This window comes from Brevundimonas sp. (assembly GCF_032107865.1).
GTDB lineage: Bacteria > Pseudomonadota > Alphaproteobacteria > Caulobacterales > Caulobacteraceae > Brevundimonas.
In genome coordinates this window covers 1-19617 of sequence record NZ_DAMCNG010000031.1, presented here as the reverse complement: position 1 = coordinate 19617, position 19617 = coordinate 1, and the positions used below count along the sequence as shown (strand labels likewise).

The 19617-nt window shown below is 66.4% G+C and carries 20 protein-coding genes and 1 pseudogene; 3 read left to right on the top strand and 18 right to left on the bottom strand.

The window, feature by feature from the left end; all coding sequences use genetic code 11:
* The 7 genes and pseudogenes from RT567_RS04890 to rpsB all read right to left on the bottom strand — a co-directional run.
* Positions 1-195 (bottom strand): annotated as a pseudogene (locus tag RT567_RS04890) (1-deoxy-D-xylulose-5-phosphate reductoisomerase); the annotation flags it as partial.
* Complete coding sequence (locus RT567_RS04885; RefSeq protein WP_003164616.1) at positions 192-1010, bottom strand: phosphatidate cytidylyltransferase; 819 nt, start codon at positions 1008-1010, stop codon at positions 192-194. The gene RT567_RS04885 and the pseudogene RT567_RS04890, both read right to left, overlap by 4 nt.
* A gap of 1 nt (position 1011) precedes the next feature.
* Entirely contained in the window at positions 1012-1770 is a 759-nt protein-coding gene (gene uppS, locus RT567_RS04880; protein WP_313574742.1) for a polyprenyl diphosphate synthase, read from the bottom strand.
* A 33-nt stretch (positions 1771-1803) separates the two neighbouring features.
* Positions 1804-2361, bottom strand: coding sequence for a ribosome recycling factor (gene frr, locus RT567_RS04875; protein ID WP_313574741.1), 558 nt, complete (start codon positions 2359-2361; stop codon positions 1804-1806).
* A gap of 40 nt (positions 2362-2401) precedes the next feature.
* Entirely contained in the window at positions 2402-3139 is a 738-nt protein-coding gene (gene pyrH / locus RT567_RS04870) for a UMP kinase (RefSeq protein ID WP_313574739.1), read from the bottom strand.
* A 137-nt stretch (positions 3140-3276) separates the two neighbouring features.
* Positions 3277-4215 (bottom strand): translation elongation factor Ts, encoded by a 939-nt coding sequence (gene tsf, locus RT567_RS04865; protein WP_313574737.1) that lies wholly within the window; start codon positions 4213-4215, stop codon positions 3277-3279.
* A 100-nt stretch (positions 4216-4315) separates the two neighbouring features.
* Positions 4316-5164, bottom strand: a complete 849-nt coding sequence (gene rpsB, locus RT567_RS04860; RefSeq protein ID WP_087141619.1) for a 30S ribosomal protein S2 — start codon at positions 5162-5164, stop codon at positions 4316-4318.
* A 217-nt stretch (positions 5165-5381) separates the two neighbouring features.
* Here rpsB and RT567_RS04855 point away from each other — a divergent pair, with 217 nt between their 5' ends.
* On the top strand, positions 5382-6578 hold the full coding sequence (locus tag RT567_RS04855; RefSeq protein WP_313574734.1) for a S41 family peptidase: 1197 nt from the start codon (positions 5382-5384) through the stop codon (positions 6576-6578).
* Here the strand turns inward: RT567_RS04855 and RT567_RS04850 are convergent, their stop codons facing one another.
* From RT567_RS04850 to RT567_RS04840, 3 genes are all read right to left on the bottom strand, one after another.
* A complete protein-coding gene (locus RT567_RS04850) occupies positions 6579-6944 on the bottom strand; it encodes a GFA family protein (protein WP_313574733.1) in 366 nt (121 codons plus the stop codon).
* Entirely contained in the window at positions 6944-10399 is a 3456-nt protein-coding gene (gene dnaE / locus RT567_RS04845; protein WP_313574731.1) for a DNA polymerase III subunit alpha, read from the bottom strand. Before dnaE ends, RT567_RS04850 begins: the two co-directional genes overlap by 1 nt.
* A gap of 232 nt (positions 10400-10631) precedes the next feature.
* Entirely contained in the window at positions 10632-11273 is a 642-nt protein-coding gene (locus tag RT567_RS04840) for a response regulator (protein WP_313574729.1), read from the bottom strand.
* A gap of 223 nt (positions 11274-11496) precedes the next feature.
* Between RT567_RS04840 and RT567_RS04835 the strand changes: the two genes are divergently transcribed.
* Positions 11497-11844: a hypothetical protein gene (locus tag RT567_RS04835; protein ID WP_313574727.1), complete on the top strand. Its 348-nt coding sequence runs from the start codon at positions 11497-11499 to the stop codon at positions 11842-11844.
* On the opposite strand, the gene RT567_RS04830 is transcribed toward RT567_RS04835, so the two are convergent.
* From RT567_RS04830 to RT567_RS04815, 4 genes are read right to left on the bottom strand one after another with little or no spacing between them, the layout of a single operon-like run.
* Positions 11841-12584 (bottom strand): ABC transporter ATP-binding protein, encoded by a 744-nt coding sequence (locus RT567_RS04830; RefSeq protein ID WP_313574725.1) that lies wholly within the window; start codon positions 12582-12584, stop codon positions 11841-11843. The two genes, RT567_RS04835 and RT567_RS04830, sit on opposite strands and share 4 nt — an antisense overlap.
* The gene (locus tag RT567_RS04825) at positions 12577-13890 is read right to left on the bottom strand and encodes a lipoprotein-releasing ABC transporter permease subunit (RefSeq protein ID WP_313574723.1); all 1314 of its coding nucleotides are present in this window, start codon (positions 13888-13890) and stop codon (positions 12577-12579) included. The genes RT567_RS04830 and RT567_RS04825 overlap by 8 nt, the downstream gene beginning before the upstream one ends.
* Complete coding sequence (gene proS / locus RT567_RS04820; protein ID WP_313574721.1) at positions 13887-15203, bottom strand: proline--tRNA ligase; 1317 nt, start codon at positions 15201-15203, stop codon at positions 13887-13889. The genes RT567_RS04825 and proS overlap by 4 nt, the downstream gene beginning before the upstream one ends.
* 60 nt (positions 15204-15263) lie before the next feature.
* On the bottom strand, positions 15264-15530 hold the full coding sequence (locus RT567_RS04815; protein WP_313574719.1) for a DUF1467 family protein: 267 nt from the start codon (positions 15528-15530) through the stop codon (positions 15264-15266).
* 74 nt (positions 15531-15604) lie between these two features.
* Here RT567_RS04815 and RT567_RS04810 point away from each other — a divergent pair, with 74 nt between their 5' ends.
* On the top strand, positions 15605-15958 hold the full coding sequence (locus RT567_RS04810; RefSeq protein ID WP_313574716.1) for an isomerase: 354 nt from the start codon (positions 15605-15607) through the stop codon (positions 15956-15958).
* Positions 15959-16129: 171 nt separating this feature from the next.
* On the opposite strand, the gene RT567_RS04805 is transcribed toward RT567_RS04810, so the two are convergent.
* The 4 genes from RT567_RS04805 to RT567_RS04790 all read right to left on the bottom strand — a co-directional run.
* A complete protein-coding gene (locus RT567_RS04805; RefSeq protein WP_313574714.1) occupies positions 16130-16468 on the bottom strand; it encodes a DUF3088 family protein in 339 nt (112 codons plus the stop codon).
* Positions 16468-18144 (bottom strand): ribonuclease J, encoded by a 1677-nt coding sequence (locus RT567_RS04800; protein WP_313574713.1) that lies wholly within the window; start codon positions 18142-18144, stop codon positions 16468-16470. Before RT567_RS04800 ends, RT567_RS04805 begins: the two co-directional genes overlap by 1 nt.
* Positions 18145-18150: 6 nt before the next feature.
* Entirely contained in the window at positions 18151-18945 is a 795-nt protein-coding gene (locus tag RT567_RS04795) for a type III pantothenate kinase (protein WP_289647644.1), read from the bottom strand.
* On the bottom strand, positions 18942-19617 hold a 676-nt coding region (locus RT567_RS04790), incomplete at its 5' end, for a biotin--[acetyl-CoA-carboxylase] ligase (RefSeq protein ID WP_313574711.1). The genes RT567_RS04790 and RT567_RS04795, both read right to left, overlap by 4 nt.

Sequence of the window (19617 nt, the reverse complement as noted above, 5' to 3'; positions counted from 1 at the left end):
GGGATCGGCCGTCACCGCGATGCGCGGCCGCCAGCGGCGCGCCTGTTCGGCCAGACGGGCGATGTTGGCGCCCCCGGTCAGGGCCTCGACCTCGAACGCAGCCGAGCCAGCCGCTTGCGCCTGCTCCATCAGGTCCAGCGTCGATGAGCCCACCGATCCGGTCGAGCCCAGAACAGTGACACGCCGCGCGATCATGCCGCCCGCTCCAGCATCAGGACGATCAGGCGCCCGGCCGACACCACGACCACGGCGAACATCAGTCCATCGACCCGATCCAGCAGGCCGCCGTGGCCCGGGATCAGATTGCCCGCGTCCTTGACTCCGAAACGCCGCTTCAGCGCGGATTCCCACAGGTCGCCGCCCATGGTGGCCAGGGCCGCCGCCAGGCCCAGCACCCCGCCCCAGAAGGCGTTGAGCAGGCCCATGTCCAGCCAGCCCGCCATGGCGGCGCCGGCGATCATCCCGGCGGTCAGGCCGCCGATGAAGCCCGACCAGGTCTTGTTCGGAGAAAAGCGCGGCCACAGCTTGGGTCCGCCGACGAAGCTGCCGACCAGATAGGCCAGAATGTCCGCCGACCAGGCCACGGCGAAGACCAGCACAGTCCAATACAGCCCCTGCACCTCGTGCAGGTCGCGCAGCCAGATCAGCAGGATGCAGGGCCAGCCGAGGTAGAGCACCCCATAGGCCGTATCCAGCAGAGACTCGCCGCGCGTGCGGGCGAACAGGCCCGCCGCCAGGGCCCCGAACACCATCAGCACCAGAGCCAGGGAAATCTGCCCGACGTGGGCCGCAATCACCGCCACGACCAGGGCCAAGGCCACGCTGATCCCGATCGGCCGCCACAGGTTCGGCGCGCACATCCGCGCCCATTCGAAGGCCAGCAGCACCGCCCCCGCGACCACCAGGGCGCAGAACCAATCGCCGCCCGCCCACGTCGCCAGGACCGCCGCCGGCGCCAGCACGACCGCCGAGGCCGCGCGCAAGGCGATATCTCGAGGCTTCAACGCCATGTCAGCCCGCAACCTCATCATAGGCTTCGACCATGACCTCGCGCCCGCCGTAACGGCGCTCACGACAGCCGAACTGGGCGATGGCCTCGGCCAGGGCTTCCGCGCCGTAGTCGGGCCAGAGAATCTCCTGGAACACCATCTCGGCGTAAGCCGCCTCCCACAGCAGGAAGTTGGACAGGCGCTGCTCGCCCGAGGTCCGCACGATCAGATCGACCGGCGGCGCGCCCGCCGTCGACAGGCCGGCGCCCAGCGCCGCTTCGTCGACAACCACGTCTTCGCCCGCACGGGCGCGATCGACCAGCCGCTGGGCGGCATCCACCAGATCCGCCCGGCCGCCATAGTTGAAGGCCACCTGCAGCAAGAATTTATCATTGCCCGCCGTCTCGGCCTCGGCCCGCGCGACGATGGCGGCGATGTCGTCCGGCAGCCCCTTGCGTCGGCCCAGAACCTTCACCCGCACGCCCGCCGCAGCCAGCCGCTTCAGGTCACTACCGACAAAGGCGCGCACCAGGCCCATCAGGTCGGACACCTCGTCGGCCGGGCGGCTCCAGTTCTCGGTCGAGAAGCCGAACACCGTCAGGCACCGAACGCCCAGCTCCGGCGCCGCCTTGATCGTGCGGCGCAGGGCCTGGACCCCCTCGCGGTGGCCCACGGCGCGCGGAAGACCCCGGCGCTGCGCCCAGCGGCCGTTGCCGTCCATGATCAGGGCGACGTGACGTGGCCCCTTTGCAGGCGCCGTGGCGACGGGCTCGGCCGACATATGGGGCGTCCTTCCTGAACAGGTCTGATCGCGTCAGACCTGCATGATCTCGACTTCCTTGGCCTTCAAGGTCTCGTCGATACGCTTGATGGCCGCATCGGTGTCCTTCTGGACCTCGGCCTCCATCTTCTTCTGATCATCCTGGCTGATCTCGCCAGCCTTTTCAGCCTTCTTCAGCTCGTCGTTGGCGTCGCGGCGCACGTTGCGCACGGCGATCTTCTTGTCCTCGGCGTATTTGCCGGCCAGCTTGGCCAGATCCCTGCGGCGCTCTTCGGTCAGCGGCGGGATCGGAATACGCAGCGTTTGACCGTCGACGACCGGGTTCAGGCCCAGGCCCGCCGAACGGATGGCCTTCTCGACCGAAACCACCATGCCCTTGTCCCAGACGCTGACCGAGATCATACGCGGCTCCGGCACGCTGATCGCGGCCACAGCGGTCAGCGGCGAGGTTGCGCCATAGGCCTCAACCACGACCGGCTCCAGCAGACCGGCGTTGGCGCGGCCGGTGCGCAGGCCGGCGTAGTCGTCCTTCAGGGCGGAGACGGACTTATCCATCCGGTCGCGGAACGTCTTGAGATCGGGTTTGGCCATGACGTGTGTCCTTGGTCCTGTCGTTTGATGACGAAGCCGCTCAGGCGGCCTTGTTGGTGATGACGGTGAAGGTGCCTTCTCCCGTCAGCGCCTTCTGAATCGATCCTTCCTCGCGGATCGAGAAGACCACGATCGGAATGCCGCTGTCGCGCATCAAGGCGATGGCCGAGGCGTCCATGACGCGCAAGTCCTTGGCCAGGACTTCCTGATAGGTCAGCGTGTCATAGCGCGTCGCCGTCGCATCCTTCTTCGGATCGGCGGTATAGACGCCGTCGACGCTGGTGCCCTTCAGCAGGGCGTCGCAGCCCATTTCGGCTGCGCGCAAAGCCGCGCCGGAGTCCGTGGTGAAGAACGGCGCGCCCACGCCGGCGGCGAAGATCACCACGCGGCCCTTCTCCAGGTGGCGCAGCGCGCGGCGGCGAATGTAGGGCTCGGCGATGGCGGCCATGGGGATGGCGCTCTGGACCCGCGTATCGACGCCGATCTTCTCGAGCGCGCCCTGCATGGCCAGGGCGTTCATGATGGTCGCCAGCATGCCCATGTAGTCGGCGTTGGCGCGATCCATGCCCGCAGCCGCCTTGGACAGGCCGCGGAAGATGTTGCCCCCGCCGATAACCAGGCAGATCTCGACGCCCTGGCGCGCCACGGCGGCGACGGCGGCGGCGACCACGTCCACGGTCGGCATGTCGATGCCATAGGGCTGGTCGCCCATCAGCACCTCGCCCGAGACCTTCAGCAGGACGCGCTTGTAACGAAACTCAGAGGGGGCGTCGGGCATGATCAGGGGTCCGTGGATACAGGGGTTAGCATCCGCGCGAAGTGAATCGGCGGCTCATCATAGACGAAGGGCGCGTCAGCCATCAAAGCCGAACGCGCCCTTTTGAAAATTCTTCCCTTTCGGGAAGACGTTTCGAGTTAGTTGCCGCCCGTCATCGAGGCGACTTCCGACGCGAAGTCGGGGGTTTCGACCTTCTCGACGCCTTCACCCAGCGCCATGCGAACGAAACCGGCCAGCTTCAGCGCGGAGCCCATTTCCTTGCCCGTGTTGGCGACCAGTTGTTCGATGGTCACGTCCGGGTCCATGACGAACGGCTGCTTGGACAGCACCACGTCCTTCTGGAACTTGTTGATCTGACCTTCCACGATCTTTTCGATCATGTTTTCCGGACGGCCTTCTTCCTTGGCCTTTTCGATCAGAACCGAGCGTTCCTTCTCGATCGCCGCCGGGTCCAGGTCCGAGGTGTCCAGCGCCAGCGGAGCCGTAGCCGCCACGTGCATAGCGATCTTGCGGCCCACTTCACGCAGGGCTTCCTTGTCGCCGGCGCCTTCCAGCGCGACCAGCACGCCGATGCGGCCGACGCCCGGCGAGACCGAGTTGTGGACGTAGGTCGAAACCACGCCTTCACCGACCGACAGGCGAGCTGCACGACGCAGCTGCATGTTCTCGCCGACGGTGGCGATCAGGTTGGTGACTTCGTCCTGAACGGTCTTGCCGTTTTCCAGGGTCGCGCCGTGGATGGCGTCGACGCCGTCGTGGTGCAAGCCCAGCTGAGCGAATTCCTTGGCCGCAGCCTGGAACAGGTCGTTGCGGGCCACGAAGTCGGTTTCAGCGTTGAACTCGATGGCCGAGGCGACTTCGCCCTTGCCGTCTTCGCGCACGGCGACGGCCACCAGGCCCTCGGCGGCGACGCGGTCGGCCTTCTTGGCGGCCTTGGACAGGCCCTTGGCGCGCAGCCAGTCGATCGCTGCTTCGATGTCGCCGTTGGTCTCAACCAGCGCCTTCTTGCAGTCCATCATGCCGACGCCCGAACGCTCGCGAAGCTCCTTCACAAGGGCGGCAGTGATCTCGGCCATGTTCTTCTCCTGAAATTCAAAATGGGCGGCCGGACTGTTTAGCCCGGCCGCATGTCAAGTTGACGTCGGTCCGGCGCGCGGCGGCGCCGGAACGTCAGTCTCAGCCCTCGACCTTCTCGGCCTCGGCGGCGACCAGCTCTTCAGCCACGCCTTCCGTGCCGGCCGGAGCGGCTTCGGCTTCAGCCTTGGGGGCGTCAGCTTCACGCAGCATCGGCTCGACCGGAGCTTCCGAAGCGCCCAGGTCGATGCCTTGGGCGACGGCGCCGGCGGCCAGGCCGTCCAGGACCGCGTCGGCGATCAGGTCGCAGTAGGTCTGGATGGCGCGAGCGGCGTCATCGTTGCCAGGAACCGGATAGGTGATGCCGTCCGGGTCCGAGTTGGTGTCCAGGATGGCGATGATCGGGATGTTCAGCTTGCGGGCTTCCTGGATCGCGATCGCTTCCTTGTTGGTGTCGATCACGAACATGATGTCCGGCACCGAACCCATGTCCTTGATGCCGCCCAGCGACAGTTCCAGACGGTCCTTCTCGCGCTGCAGGGTCAGCAGCTCTTTCTTGTTACGGCCTTCACCGCCGGCGCCGACGATGGTTTCCAGCTCACGCAGGCGAGCGATCGAGCCCGAAACGGTGCGCCAGTTGGTCAGCGTGCCGCCCAGCCAACGGTTGTTCATGTAGTATTGGGCGCAGCGCGTGGCGGCTTGCGCAACCGGGTCTGCGGCCTGACGCTTGGTGCCGACGAACAGCACGCGGCCGCCCTTGGCGGCGACGTCGCGCACAGCCACCAGAGCCTGGTGGAACAGCGGCATCGTCTGCGACAGGTCGATGATGTGGATGTTCGAGCGCGAGCCGAAGATGTAGCGGTCCATCTTCGGGTTCCAGCGGTGCGTCTGGTGGCCGAAGTGAGCGCCGGCTTCCAGCAGCGTACGCATCGAGAATTCAGGCAGAGCCATGATCGTCTTTTCCTTTTTCCGATCAAACCTAGCGCGGGCGGTTAAAAGGACCGGCTGATCCCTCGGAACGGTGCAGACCGGGATGTCTCCCCAGGCCGCGCCACGCCCACGTGCGAAGTGCGCCGCGCATGTAGGCGAAACGGCCGAAAAAGGCAAGGCGTCGAAGATGATGGGCTTTTAACTTGTCCGCGCCGGGCGGTCCCGAACAAATGGCGTCATGCGCCCTTCCCTTCGCCTGTTGTCCGCCTTGGCGTTCGCTTCATTCGCAGTCGCCCCACTGACCGCCGTAGCCCAGGCACCGCCCCCAGCGCCGGTTTCCGCAGAAGCGTATCGTCAGGACGCCCTGGCCCTGCCCGCTCTGATCGAGGCGAAGTACGCCTACCTGGAACGCTTGCCCGACGGGCGTTTTCCAATGTCGCGTGAACTGACCGCCCAGGCCGAAGCGGTTCACGACGCCGCCTCCCTGCTGAGATACGCCGAAAGCGCCTTGACGGTCCTGGCGGACCACCACGCCATCACCGGATCGTCCTTCCCCGACAGTTGGGCCGTGGTTCCCAGCTACGCCGATCTGTGGATCGAGCCGGTCGGACGGAACTGGGTCATCACCGACGTTCGCGACGGCTCGCCCGCAGCCGAGGCAGGCGTCCGTCCAGGCGATCGCCTGCTCGCGATAGACGATCGAGCCGTTGACGACGCTGTCGCCCTCTTCTGGAGCAAGGTCGGTCTGGCGCCTCAGGGCGAGCGCGCCACCTTCGCCGCCGGCGTCCTGGCGGCCGGACGGCGGGACCGCCCACGAAACCTGATGATCGAGAGCGCCGACGGCGTTCAGCGTCGCCTGACCCTGCCCAACCTCTACACGACGCAGCGCGACCGTACGCCGGTGCGTAGCCGACAGGCCGGCGACGTCCTGGAGATCCGCATCAACGACGCCCTCGGCGATCAGGCGACCATCGCCGCCTTCGACGAAGCCATGGCGACGGCCCGCCCCGGCCAGACCGTCGTGCTCGACCTGACGGAGACGCCCAGCGGCGGCAACACCGTGGTCGCCCGCGCCATCATGGGCTGGTTCGTCGATACGCCGGCCGCCTACCAGATCCACAGCCTGCCCGCCGAGGCGCGCGAAACCGGGATCCAGCGACGCTGGATCGAACAGGTGCTGCCGCGTCCCGGCAAGCATCACGACGGCCCTGTCGTCGTCCGCGTCGGACGCTGGACCGGCAGCATGGGCGAAGGCCTGGCCATCGGCCTTGACGCCCAGGGCGCGCACGTCGTCGGCCGACCGATGGCGGGCCTGCTCGGCGCCATCTACGACCTGCGCCTGCCGAACAGCGGGCTGGTCATCAAAGTCCCGGTCGAGCGCCTCTACGCCGTCGACGGAACCCCGCGCGAACAGTTCCGACCACGAAACGATTGATCAGAAGCTGCGTCCGTCCACACGTTGGGCGGTCCAGTCCCAGGGTTCGACGTCGGTCAGGGTGCGGATGTTGATGGCCGCCACCTCGCTGCCGTCCGGCGCCACGCCGTAACCGAACGGCTGCACCCCGCAGATCCGACAGAAGCGGTGCTCGATCTTGTGCCGATTGAAGAAGTAGGAGGTCGTCGCCTCCTCGCCCTTGGTCAGGCGAAAAGCCGAACGCGACGTAAAGGCCAGGACGAACCCCTTGCGGTAGCAATGTGAGCAGTTGCACTCCACCAGGCCGTCCAGCCCGACATCCACCTCATAGGCCACGGCGCCGCAGTGGCATGACCCGGCATGGGTTTTCACGCTCGTCTCGCTCATCAGGCGTCCTCCAGCATCACTACCCCCGGCGCCGACTTCAGCGCGCCGCGCAGGGCCGCGTCCAGCCGGTATCGTCCGGGCAGTTTGATCTCCACTTCGGTGCGGCCGCCCAGCGTCGCCTGCAGCCAGACCTCGCCGCCCTTGCCCTGCGACCGCGCCCGATCCAGCCGGGCCTTCAGCGCCTCGGCGTCCGCTGATTGCGCCGACAGGATGACGCGCAACCCGATCTGGGCGTCATCCAGCAGCACGTCCATGCGGCTGGCGTCATCGCCGAAGAAGCGCACCTCGCCATCCGCCGCCTTGGCCCGAACCTTGACCAGAACCGACGTCCCGACTTCCAGAACATCGCGGCAGCGCCGAAGCTGTTCCGGCGGGAACAGGCATTCGAACTCGCCCGTCGGGTCCGAGAAGGTGACGAAGGCGAATTTCTCGCCGGTGCGGGCGCTGGCCCGCTCCTGGCGGCGACGCACCACACCGGCCATCTGGAAAGCTTCATGCCCCGCCTCGGCCAGGCCTTGCGCCTCGGCCACGAAGGTCACGCGCTTGCGCTTCAGAGCTGGCGTCAATTCCTCCAGCGGGTGGCCCGACAGATAGAATCCGACTGCGTAAAGCTCCTGATCCAGCTTGTCGGGCCCGGCCCATGGCTCCATGCTCTTCAGACGCGGCCGCGCGGCGGCGGCCTGATCGGCGCCAAACAGGCTGACCTGGGACGAGGCCCGCTCCGCCGCTACGCTCTGGCAATAGGCGATCAGCACATCGGCCTGTTCGAACAGCTGGCGACGGTTCGGATGGATGCTGTCGAACGCGCCCGCACGCGCCAGGCCTTCCAGCGCCCGCTTGTTCACCGCTCGGGGATCAACCCGTTCCAGGAAGTCGAAGATGTCGGGGAAGGGGCCGCCCGTCTCGCGCACCTCGATGACGTGCTTCATCGCCTCAAGGCCCACGTTGCGGATGGCGCCCAGCGCATAGAGCACGCTGCCCTGCCCGTCCTTCCACGACACGTCGAAGTCGGCCGACGAGCGGTTGATGTCGGGCGCCAGGACCGGAACCTCGAACCGTCGGCAATCCTGATAGAAGACCGCCAGCTTGTCCGTGTTCGACAGATCGAGGCTCATCGACGCCGCGAAGAACTCGACCGGGTGATTGGCCTTCAGCCAGCCCGTCTGGAACGAGATCAGCGCATAAGCCGCCGCGTGTGACTTGTTGAAGCCATAGCCCGCGAACTTGGCCACCAGATCGAAGATGGACCCCGACTGGGCCTCCGGCACGGACTTCTCGGACGCGCCCTTGACGAAGCGGAGGCGCTGGAAATCCATCTCCTCCTTCTTCTTCTTGCCCATGGCGCGGCGCAGCAGATCGGCCTCGCCCAGGCTGTAGCCCGCCAGGATCTGGGCGATCTTCATCACCTGTTCCTGGTAGATGATGACGCCGTAGGTTTCGGTCAGCACCTCCTTCAGGCTGGGGTGTAGGTAGTCGACCTCGGCCCGGCCGAACTTGCGGTCGATGTAGGTGTCGATCATCTCCATCGGCCCCGGCCGATAGAGGGAGATCAGGGCGGTGATCTCTTCAATCGAGCCGCAGCGCATCTTGCGCAGGGTGTCGCGCATGCCCTGCGATTCCAGCTGGAACACCCCGACCGTCTGCCCCGACGCCATCAGCTCATAGGTCTTGGGATCGTCCAACGGCAGCAGCCCCCAGTCCTGCGCCGCGCCGCGCCGTTCCAGATAGCTCTTGGCCCGGTCCAGCACCGTCAGCGTCTTCAGGCCCAGGAAGTCGAACTTCACCAGGCCCGCCGGCTCGACCCACTTCATGTTGAACTGGCTGGCCGGAATGGTGGAGCGCGGATCCTGGTACAGCGGCACCAGCTCCGTCAGCGGCCGATCGCCGATGACGATGCCCGCCGCGTGGGTCGAGGCGTTGCGGTACAGCCCCTCAAGCTCCAGCGCCGTCTCCAGCAGCGCCTTGACGGAGGCCTCGGCGTCGCGCGCTTCGCGCAGGCGCGGCTCCAGATCGATGGCCTGGGCCAGGGTCACGGGGTTGGCGGGGTTGGCGGGCACCATCTTGGCCAGACGGTCCACCTGGCCCAGCGGCATCTGCAGCACCCGGCCCACATCGCGCAGCACGGCCCGCGCCTGCAAGGTGCCGAAGGTGATGATCTGGGCCACCCGGTCCTTGCCGTAGTGGTCCTGAACATAGTCGATGACCTCTTCGCGCCGCTCCTGACAGAAGTCGATGTCGAAGTCGGGCATGGAGACCCGTTCGGGGTTCAGGAAGCGCTCGAACAGCAGGCCGAACCGCAAGGGGTCCAGGTCGGTGATAGTCAGCGACCAGGCGACCAGGGAGCCGGCCCCCGAGCCCCGCCCCGGCCCCACCGGGATGTCATGCAGCTTGGCCCATTTGATGAAGTCCGCCACGATCAAGAAGTAGCCGGGGAACCCCATCTGCTGGATGATCCCAACCTCCCACTCCAGACGGGACCAGTAGTCTTCCTCAGGCGCGTAGGCCTGGTTCTTCTCCAGCCGCGCCTTCAACCCCTCGCGCGCCTGGTGCGCCAGTTCGTCATCTTCCGATCGGCCTGCGCCCGTATCGAAGCGCGGCAGGATCGGCTTGTGCGTCTTGACCAGGAAGGCGCAGCGGCGCGCGATCTGAATGGTGTTGTCGCAGGCCTCGGGCAGGTCGGCGAACAGTTCGCGCATCGCCTCGGCCGACTTGAACCAGTGCTCGCCGGTGACGCGGCGGCGATCCTCCTGGCCCGTGAAGGCGCCGTCGGAGATGCACAGCAAGGCGTCATGCGACTTCGCCTGGGCCGCCTTGGCGTAATAGACGTCATTGGTCGCAACCAGAGGCGCGTCATTGGCGTAGGCCCATTCGACAAGCCCGCCCTCGGCCACGGTCTCACTGGACAAACCGTGGCGTTGCAGTTCGACATAGAAACGGTCGCCGAAGACCCGCTTCATTTCCGCCAGGGCCGCGGCGGCCTCGGCCGGCTTCTTCTGCACGAACAACGGATCAATGGGACCGTCGGGACCGCCGGACAGCAGGATCAGCCCCTCGGACTTATCCACAACCTGTCCCCAGGGCACGCCCGGCTCGGCCATTTCGCCTGCGTCCAGATAGGCGGCGGACGACAGGGCGCACAGGTTCAGCCAGCCCTGCTCGTTCTGGGCGATCAGCACGACCGTCGGCGTCTTGGCCCAGCGCTGGGCGACCTGCCCGCCGATATCGAGCACCGGCAGGGCGCAGGCGACGATAGGCTGAACGCCCGAATCCTTGGTCGCCTGGCTGAATTCAAGGGCGCCGAACAGATTGGCGCGGTCGGCCACGCCCACCGCCGGCATCCCAGCATCGGCGGCCATCTTGCCGATTTTGCCAGCCTTGATCGCGCCTTCCAGCAGCGAATAGGCGCTGCGGACCCGCAGGTGGACAAAGCCCTGACTGTTCACCGCATCCGCCAATCGAAAACTCCGCATCGCAGCGCCGCTTCAAACGGCGCGTCATCATCATGCAGGGAGTCGCGCCTCAGTGAGGCGCGGTCATGTCACCAGGAAGGCCGCCTGCCAGACCATCCAGACGAAGCCGCCGCAGGACGCAAGCGACAGCAGATCCCTCACCCAACGCGCCATTGATTTTATCCCCAGATCAAATGTTGCTCATTTGTTCTAAGTTGCCTCTTTGTTCTCGTCAACCTCAATTCGCGAGGAAGCCGAGCCGGGTCAGCGCCGAGGCCAGGGCGGCCGAGTTGGGGGACTGCGTCTTGCGCAGCAGGCTGGCGCGAAAGAACTCGACCGTACGTGGGCTCAGCTCCAGATTCTGCGCGATCTGCTTGGTGGTCAGCCCCTCCACCAGCATCTCGGCCACCTGACGCTCGCGGCGGGTGAAGGTCAGTTCCTCGCGCACCGGCGTGGACGCCAACGCCTCCGCCCCGCGACGCAGGGCGCGGATCAGTTCATCGACCGTTGCAGGCTTCGACAAGACGTCGTCCACGCCCAGGCGCATGGCGTCGACCGTGGTGCGCACATCCACAAAGGCGCTGACGATGATCACGGCATGACGGTTCAGGGCGCAGAAGGCGGCGACCAGATCCAACCCCTCGACCCCTGGCATCTTCAGATCGGCGACAATACAGGTCGGGTCAGCGTCTGAAGCCCACATCAAGGCGTCGAGCGGTTCATGAAAGCCTACGGCGGGGAAGCCCGCCTCCCGCACCGCCAGGAGCGTCAGCTCCAGCAGCGCCCGATCGTCGTCAATGATGGCGATTTCAGCGATAGCGCGCCCAACCCCTTCGACCTTCTGTTCATTTCGACCGCCGTCCACGCCATCACGCATCATGTCGTTGAAACTAAGCGAGGCTTGGCGCGGGCAAAACCTCGTAGTCCCACGCAATTGATCGCCTCGCCCGCATGACGGAAACCATACCTCGGTTCCACTAAGGCGGACATGGAGGCTCGCTGTGTTGCAAAGCGCTGTTTTCCAGACCCTGCCTCCATCTGGGTTTGCCGAAAGCATGCGTTGGCCGGCGCTGATCGACATGCGCCGCGACCAAGCTCGATCCTTGAGCCTGGCCGGCGTGGCGGCGGCCGTGGATGACGTCATCATCTACGCCATGGAAGGGTCGCCGGACGCCCTAGACGCTTTTCTTCAACTGCTTGGCGCCAGTCCTTGCGAGACGGCGTCTATAGAAGCTTGGCGACAAACAGTGCGTTTTCGGTTCCACCGCGTCCTGGCGCTGTCTCAGCCTCCGCTCAGGCCTGACGAAACAGCGGTCTTGCGACACGCGATCAACCCCCTGCATCCGAACTATGCCGACGTTCCGCCGCTGCTCGCAGCAGCCGCTCTGCACTGGGCCATGCTGCCCTACCGCTCACCAATGCAGGCGACGACGAGGCTCATCGCTTCCTAGTAAGCGTGGCTCTCCGCCGCCCGCTGTTCCAGGTGGCCGTCTTTCAGGGCGAAGACGCGGTCCATGTGCCCGGCCAGCTCCATGTTGTGCGTGGCGATCAGGGCGGCGACGCCCGTGGTCTTGGCCAGTTCGCGCAAGGACTCGAACACCGCCTGGCTGGTGGCGGGGTCCAGGTTGCCGGTCGGCTCATCGGCCAGCAACAGGCGCGGGCTGTTGGCCAGGGCGCGGGCGATGGCGACGCGCTGCTGCTCGCCGCCCGACAGTTGCGCGGGCTGGTGCGTGACGCGCTGGCCCAGGCCGAGCGCCGTCAGCTTCTCGGTCGCGCGACGACGCGCCTCCCCCTCCCCCACGCCGGCGATGCGCATCGGCAGGGCCACATTGTCCAGAGCGTCGAACTCCGGCAGCAAGTGGTGGAACTGATAGACGAAGCCGATGCGGTGCAGACGCAGGCGCGTGCGCGCCCGCTCGTCCAGGCCGTCGACGTCCTCGCCGTCGATCAGCACCTGGCCGCTGGTCGGCCGCTCCAGCAGACCCGCCGCGTGCAGCAGGCTGGACTTGCCCGAACCGGACGGGCCGATCAGGCCGACGACCTCGCCCGGCATGACCTCCAGATCGACGCCCTTCAACACCGTCAGCCCGCCCTGGGCCGTTGGATAAGTGCGCGTCACCCCGCGCAACGACAGGATGGCGCCGTTGGTCTCGGCGGCGACGGCCGCCTTCTTCTTCAACAGCCTATTCAAAGCGCAGAGCCTCCACCGGATCGATGCGCGACGCATTCCACGACGGCGGCAAGCTGGCCAGGCAGCTCATGAAGAAGGAGAAGACTGCGACCCAGGTCACGTCCCACGGGTCCACCTTAGCCGGAACGGAATCCAGCATATAGACCTCGGCGTTGAACAGCTGGACGCCCAGCAGGCCTTCGAGGAAGTGCTGGATCGCCCCGATGTTCCAGCAGAACAACAGGCCAAGAACCAGGCCCGCGATGGTGCCGCCGATGCCGATGGCCGCGCCCGACATGAAGAAGATGCGCAGAATGGACGACTGGCTGGCGCCGACGGTCCGCAGGATGGCGATGTCGCGCGTCTTGTTCTTCACCAGCATGACGATGCCGCTGATGATGTTCATGGCGGCGATGGCCACCACCATGCCCAGGATGATGCTCATGGCCACGCGCTCGACCTTCAGCGCGCCCCAGATGGCGGCCTGGCGATTGCGCCAGTCGGTGACGACGTTGCCCGGCCCTGCCGCGCGCAGAACCGGCGTCAGCAGATTTTCGACCAGATCCGGTTCCGCCACTTTCATCTCGATGACGTCCCAGACGCCGTCCTTGCCGAAGAACAGTTGCGCCTGCTCCAGCGGCATGAAGATGAAGGCGCGATCATAGTCGGCCGCCCCCGACGTATAGATTCCGCCGACGATATAGGTCTTTTCCAGCCCGCCCAGATTGCCGAAGGCGCTGTCGGCGCCGGTCGGCGTGTAGAGGGAGATCGGGTCGCCTTCACGCAGACCCATCTGCTCGGCCAGGCTCTTGCCGATCAACACCTGATCGCCGCCGTACTGGCCCTTGCCGAAACGCTCGCGCGCCTCAGGGGTCAGACTGTCATAGACGAACTTCGTCGAGGCCAGATCCTGCGGCCGCACGCCGCGAACCATGCCGCCGGTCGCCGCCCCGCCCGCGCGGAACATCGCCGGGCTTTCGATCAGGGGCGTCACCGCCACCACGCCCGGCACGTCGGCGATCCGCTTCAACGCGGCGTCGCGATCGGGCGCATAGAGCACCGGCCCCTGCACATACATATGACCGTTGAACGACAGGATCCGGTCCATCAGCGTACCGCGGAAGCCCGCCATAATGCTCATCACGCTGATCAGCACGGCGACGGCCAGCATGATGCCGATGAAGCTGATCATGGCGATCAGCGCCACCCCGCCCTGCTTGCGCTTGGCGCGCAGGTAGCGGAGCGCCAGCCCGATCTCCCAGCTGGAGAACGGGCCGGCCGGCTTAGGCGCAGGCTGCGGGGCGGAAGCCGTCGCGGCGTCGGTCATTTCGTCAGCAGCTCCAGGGCGGCGTCCAGCGACAGGCTCTGCTTCTCGCCGGTGGCGCGGCGCTTCAGTTCGACCACGCCGTCGACCAGGCCCTTGGGTCCGATGGTCAGCTGCCACGGCACGCCGATCAGGTCGGCGGTGGCGAACTTGCCGCCCGGACGCTCGTCGGTGTCGTCGTAGAGGACGTCCTTGCCCAGGGTTTCCAGCTTGGCCACGGCGTCTTCACAGGCGGCCGAGACGGCTTCGTCGCTGGCGCGCAGGTTGATCACCACCACGTCGAACGGGGCGACCGAGTCCGGCCAGATGATGCCGCCCTCGTCATGGCTGGCCTCGATGATGGCGCCCAGCAGGCGCGACACGCCGACGCCGTAGCTGCCCATGTGAACCTCGGTGTCCTGGCCGTTCGGCCCGGCGACCTTGGCCTTCATGGCGGCCGAGTATTTGGTGCCAAAGTAGAAGATGTGGCCGACCTCAATGCCGCGCGCCGACAGGCGGTCGCCCTCGGCGGTCTGGGTCTCGAACTGGGCCGCGTCGTGCATTTCCTCGGTCGCGGCGTAGAGGGCGGTGCGCTCGTTGAACACGCCCTCCAGTTGCTCGACGCTGAGGTTGTGGCCGGGCGCGTCCATCTCGACCAGCTTGCGGTCGCAGAAGACTTCGCTCTCGCCGGTCTCGGCCAGGACGATGAACTCGTGGCTCAGGTCGCCGCCGATCGGTCCGGTGTCAGCGCGCATCGGCACGGCCTTCAGGCCCAGGCGGGCGAAGGTGTTCAGATAGGCGGCGAACATGCGCTTGTAGGCGATGCGGGCCGAGGCCTCGTCCAGATCGAAGGAATAGGCGTCCTTCATCAGGAATTCGCGACCGCGCATGACGCCGAAGCGCGGACGGCGCTCGTCGCGGAACTTCCACTGGATGTGGAAGAGGTTCAGCGGCAGGGCCTTGTACGACTTCACGTAGGCCCGGAAGATATCCGTGACCATTTCCTCGTTGGTCGGTCCGTACAGCAGCTCGCGCTCATGACGGTCGGTGATGCGCAGCATCTCCGGGCCGTAGGCGTCGTAGCGACCGCTCTCGCGCCACAGGTCCGCCAGTTGCAACGTCGGCATCAGCAGTTCGACGGCGCCGGCCTTGACCTGCTCGTCGCGGACGATGCCTTCAATCTTGCGCAGCACCCGCAGGCCCAATGGCAGCCAGGCGTAGATGCCGGCGGCCTCCTGCTTGATCATGCCCGCGCGCAGCATCAGCTGATGCGACACGATCTGGGCGTCGGAAGGGGCTTCTTTCAGGATCGGCAGGAAGTAGCGCGACAGGCGCATGGGAGGATTCTCGGCAAATTCAATCAGGCCCGAGGTTTAACCGGGCGAAGGGGACGAAAGCTAGAGCGCGTTCGCGTGGGTGATGTCGGGCACGGGGCTCCAGCCGATCCAGACGATGGCGACGATGATGAGCCAGACGATGATCGACACCCAAGTCGTGGTGATGAACTTCTTCTTGAGGTTCGGGTTCTTCGGCGCGCCCCACTGGGTGCCGTCCGTCGGCGGATCCTTGATCTGGTCCGACATGCCCAGCGGCAGAATCGCGAACAACACGATCCACCACACCGTCAGAAAGGTGGCGACCAGGGTGAAGGGGCCAAGGGGCATCGTCTCTAAAGTCCGTTCATCGCAATCATCGTCGCGGCGCGATAAGGAGAGGCGCTGCAACAAGGACGCCCTGAATGCCACAGATTACGCTGGAACACTCCACCCATTTCGACGCGACCGACTGGCGCGCCCTGGCGCTGGAGATTCATCGCCTCTGTGTCGAGACGGTCGGCGCGACCCTTCCCGCCTGCAAGACGCGCATCGTGCGCTGCGACCGCCTGATCATCGCCGACGGCGACCCGGATCAGGCCATGATCCACTGCGACCTGCGCATCCTCAGCGGCCGCACCCAGGAGCAGAAGACCGCCCTGGGCGAAGCCGTGCAGGCCGCCCTGCTGGCCGGCGTCGCGCCGTATGACGGTCCCCGCCAGATATCGGTCGAGATCGGCAACCTGGATCGGGATAATTATCGGAAAGTGACGCTTTAAACCCTCTCCCGATGGGAGAGGGCTTGAGCCTCCAAGAGCGAAGCGATTGGAACAGGCGAAAGGGTGAGGGTTCCGCAATCAGCCGGTTTGCAACGGCTTTCGCCGACTTCAGCCAGGAACCCTCATCCGGCCCTTCGGGCCACCTTCTCCCATCGGGAGATGGGTCATGGGTTATGGATGCGGTCGCCCGATCCCATAGCGCGCCGCCCAGTACGGCAGGATGTCGTCGTCCTGCAGGAAACGCGCGCCGGTCTCTTCGCTGACCTGGGCGTCGGGCCAGTCGAACTCGCCGTCCAGCACCAGCAGGGGGCAGCTCTGGTTCGCCTCCCCCACCTCCGCGATCACGGCCGGGCGCGGGCGCGGGTGATCCAGATGGGTCACCGTCAGATGATCGCGCAGGCGCGGATACAGACCCAACACCCCCTCGATCCGCGCGCCGGGCGGGCAGAACCACGGCCCGCCCTGATCGTCGAACCAGTCGGCGTTCAGCAGATACAAACGGTCCGCCATCAGAGCCTCAGCACCACGGTTTCCACGATCGGACGACGATCCCAGATCTGCTGGCTGGCCTTCTTCAGGGTGCGGCTGACGGCCTGCTCGATGACGGCTTCGTCCTCCAGCGCCTCGCCCTTCAACCCGCGCACCGTGTTCTCGACGCGCTCGGCCATGTCGTCCAGCACATCGCCCAGCGGACGGTCGGCGTCGCCGGGCAGGCCGATGCCGCGCACGTCGATGTCGCTGGCGATGCGGCCGCGCTTATCCAGGGCGAAGCTGACGATCAGGATGCCGTTGCTGGCGGCGTGCTTGCGCTCGCGCAGAGCCTCGCCCGACTCTTCCACCAGCATGCCGCCGTCGACGAACAGGCGGCCCGAGGGCACTTCGTCGATGATGGCGGCGGGTCCGGGCGCCAGGCGCACCATGTCGCCGTTGCGCGGCGTCACCGTCTCCGGCACCTGCATGTCCTTGGCCAGGTTGCCGTGTTCGATCAAGTGGCGGCGCATGCCGTGGGTCGGCACCGCGATCTGCGGTCGCGCCCACTGATACATCTGGCGCAGTTCGTCACGGCAGGGGTGGCCCGAGACGTGGATGCCGGGGGGGTCCTTCTCGGTGTAAATGCGGATTCCGCGCTCGGCCATCTTGTCCTGCAGACGACCGATGGACAGCTCGTTGCCGGGAATGACGCGCGACGAGAAGATGCAGTGATCCCCCTCGCCCAGCTTGATGAAGGGATGCGTCCCTTCGGCCACGCGAGACAGAGCCGCGCGCGCCTCGCCCTGACTGCCGGTGCACAGATACAGGATCTCGTCCGCCGGCCAGACCTTGGCCTCCTGTTCGGACAGGAAGGGCTTGATGTCGTTCAACATGCCGACCGACTTGGCGGCGGCGGTGATGCGGTGCATCGAGCGCCCGGCCAGGGCCACGCGGCGTCCCGCCGCCTCGGCGGCGCTGATGACGCTGTGCATCCGCGCGACGTTGGAGGCGAAGCAGCCCACGGCGACCCGCCCCTTCAGGCCCTGGATCAGCTCGGCCAGCTTGACCTTCACATCACCCTCGGACCCGGCGACGCCATCCACGAAGACGTTGGTGGAGTCGCACACCATGGCCAGGACGCCCTCGTCGCCCAGCTTCTGGATGAAGTCGACGTCGGTGCGCTCGCCCACGACCGGATCGTTGTCGATCTTCCAGTCGCCGGTGTGCAGCACCGTGCCCAGCGGCGTCTTGATGGCCAGGCCGTTCGGCTCGGCGATCGAGTGGGTGATGGTGACGTAGGTCACCTCGAACGGGCCCAGGTTCACGGTCGAACCCAGCGGCGCCTCGTGCAGCTCGACATCTTCATAGATGCCGGCGTCGCGCAGCTTCTCGCGGATCAGGAAGGCGGTGAAGGGCGTGGCGTACAGCGGCGCCTGGATGCGCGGCCACAACCAGCCCAGGGCGCCGATGTGGTCCTCGTGGGCGTGCGTCAGCACGATGCCCAGGATGTTCTCGCCTTCCAGGAAGCTGGGGTCCGGCACGATGACGTCCACGCCGGGCGTGGACTGGTCGCCGAAGGTCACGCCGACGTCGACGATGATCCATTTGCGGTCATGCGCCGGGCCGAAGCCATAGGCGTTCAGGTTCATGCCGACCTCGTTCGAGCCGCCCAGCGGCAGGAAGACGAGTTCGTCGTTTTGATTTTGCTTTTTCATACGGCCTTACAGATGGGAGTTCCGCCGCCAGATTTCGAGTAGGCCGCGGATGGTCAGGTCCGGATCAAACCGGTCGATAGAGTCGGTTGCGCCCTCGAACAGGGAGGCGACGCCGCCGGTGCCGATGACCGTCATGGGCTTGCCCCACTCGGTCTTGATACGGTCCACCAGCCCTTCGATCAGGGCGATATAGCCCCAGAAGACGCCCGATTGCATGGAGGTGACGGTGTCGCGCCCGATCACGGTGTCGGGGCGCTGAATGGCGATGCGCGGCAGCTTGGCCGCCGCCTCGTGCAGGGCCTGAAGCGACAGGTTGATGCCGGGCGCGATCAGCCCGCCTTCAAAGGCCCCCGCCCCCTGCCCGTTCGCTCCGGACACGACATCGAAGGTCGTCGCCGTGCCGCTGTCGATCAGCAGCAGGTCGCCCTCGTACACCTGAAGCGCGCCAATGGCGTTGACCAGACGGTCGGCCCCGGCCTCGCTGGGCTTATGGATGCGCACCTCAATGCCCAGTTCGACGTTCTCGCCGATCACCAGCGGTTCGACGTTCAGATAACGCCGCGCCAGGTTGCGCAGATTGAAGATCGACTGCGGCACCACGCTGGAGATGATGCAGCCGTCCATGTCGGCCATGGTCTGGCCCTGGCCGCGCATCTCGAACAACTGGTGCAGCCAGACGGCGTATTCATCCGCCGTGCGCATGGGATCGGTGGCGGTGCGCCACTGGAAGATCCATTCCTCGCCGTCGTGGACGGCGAACAGGGTGTTGGTGTTGCCTTGCTCGATCGCCAGCAGCATCAGGCGGCCTCTCCGAAGAAGACGTCGCCGGCGGAGATGACCCGCAGACTTCCGTCCGGCAGTTTCAGGCGCAGGGCGCCGTCGGCCTCGACGCCGTCGGCGACCCCGCTCAGGGTTTCATGGCTCAGCCGCGCCGTGCATGGGCCGAACAGGCCCAGCGTGCGCGCGACCCAGGCGTCCAGTACGGGCTGAAAGCCCAGGCGCGTCCAACGTTCCAGCCAGGCGTCAAAGGTTTCGGCCAAGGCCCTTGCCCCCTCCTCCATCGACGGCGCGGCGCCCACGTCATGACGCAGATGCTCGGCGATGCAGGTGGTCGGGCGCTCGGTCCCTTCGGGCGCATGGGACAGGTTCACGCCGACGCCCACAGCCAGCCACAGACCGCCAGACGGCGCCGGGCCGGATTCGATCAGGATGCCGGACGACTTGCGCCCGTCCAGCAGGACGTCATTGGGCCATTTGATGCTGACCAACGCAGGCGGGACATAACGATCCAGCAGATCGGCCACCGCCAGGGCGGCGGCGAAGGTCAGTTGCGCCGCCTCGGCCGGAGTGCGGTTCAGCGTCAACAGCAGGGTCGTGGCCAGATTGCCGTCCCGGCTGTCCCAGGCGCGGCCGCGACGGCCCCGTCCGGCGGTTTGACGCCGAGCCGCGATCCACAGCGGTCCGGCCTCGCCC

Bases quoted from the DNA above. Each gene is read 5' to 3' on its own strand.
- RT567_RS04815 (WP_313574719.1), bottom strand. From the start codon at position 15,530: ATGCCCCTTGGCCCCTTCACCCTGGTCGCCACCTTTCTGACGGTGTGG.
- pyrH (WP_313574739.1), bottom strand. From the start codon at position 3,139: ATGCCCGACGCCCCCTCTGAGTTTCGTTACAAGCGCGTCCTGCTGAAG.
- RT567_RS04885 (WP_003164616.1), bottom strand. From the start codon at position 1,010: ATGGCGTTGAAGCCTCGAGATATCGCCTTGCGCGCGGCCTCGGCGGTC.
- RT567_RS04825 (WP_313574723.1), bottom strand. From the start codon at position 13,890: ATGACCGACGCCGCGACGGCTTCCGCCCCGCAGCCTGCGCCTAAGCCG.
- proS (WP_313574721.1), bottom strand. From the start codon at position 15,203: ATGCGCCTGTCGCGCTACTTCCTGCCGATCCTGAAAGAAGCCCCTTCC.
- tsf (WP_313574737.1), bottom strand. From the start codon at position 4,215: ATGGCCGAGATCACTGCCGCCCTTGTGAAGGAGCTTCGCGAGCGTTCG.
- RT567_RS04850 (WP_313574733.1), bottom strand. From the start codon at position 6,944: ATGAGCGAGACGAGCGTGAAAACCCATGCCGGGTCATGCCACTGCGGC.
- frr (WP_313574741.1), bottom strand. From the start codon at position 2,361: ATGGCCAAACCCGATCTCAAGACGTTCCGCGACCGGATGGATAAGTCC.
- RT567_RS04840 (WP_313574729.1), bottom strand. From the start codon at position 11,273: ATGATGCGTGATGGCGTGGACGGCGGTCGAAATGAACAGAAGGTCGAA.
- RT567_RS04810 (WP_313574716.1), top strand. From the start codon at position 15,605: ATGCCACAGATTACGCTGGAACACTCCACCCATTTCGACGCGACCGAC.
- rpsB (WP_087141619.1), bottom strand. From the start codon at position 5,164: ATGGCTCTGCCTGAATTCTCGATGCGTACGCTGCTGGAAGCCGGCGCT.
- RT567_RS04855 (WP_313574734.1), top strand. From the start codon at position 5,382: ATGCGCCCTTCCCTTCGCCTGTTGTCCGCCTTGGCGTTCGCTTCATTC.
- uppS (WP_313574742.1), bottom strand. From the start codon at position 1,770: ATGTCGGCCGAGCCCGTCGCCACGGCGCCTGCAAAGGGGCCACGTCAC.
- RT567_RS04805 (WP_313574714.1), bottom strand. From the start codon at position 16,468: ATGGCGGACCGTTTGTATCTGCTGAACGCCGACTGGTTCGACGATCAG.
- RT567_RS04800 (WP_313574713.1), bottom strand. From the start codon at position 18,144: ATGAAAAAGCAAAATCAAAACGACGAACTCGTCTTCCTGCCGCTGGGC.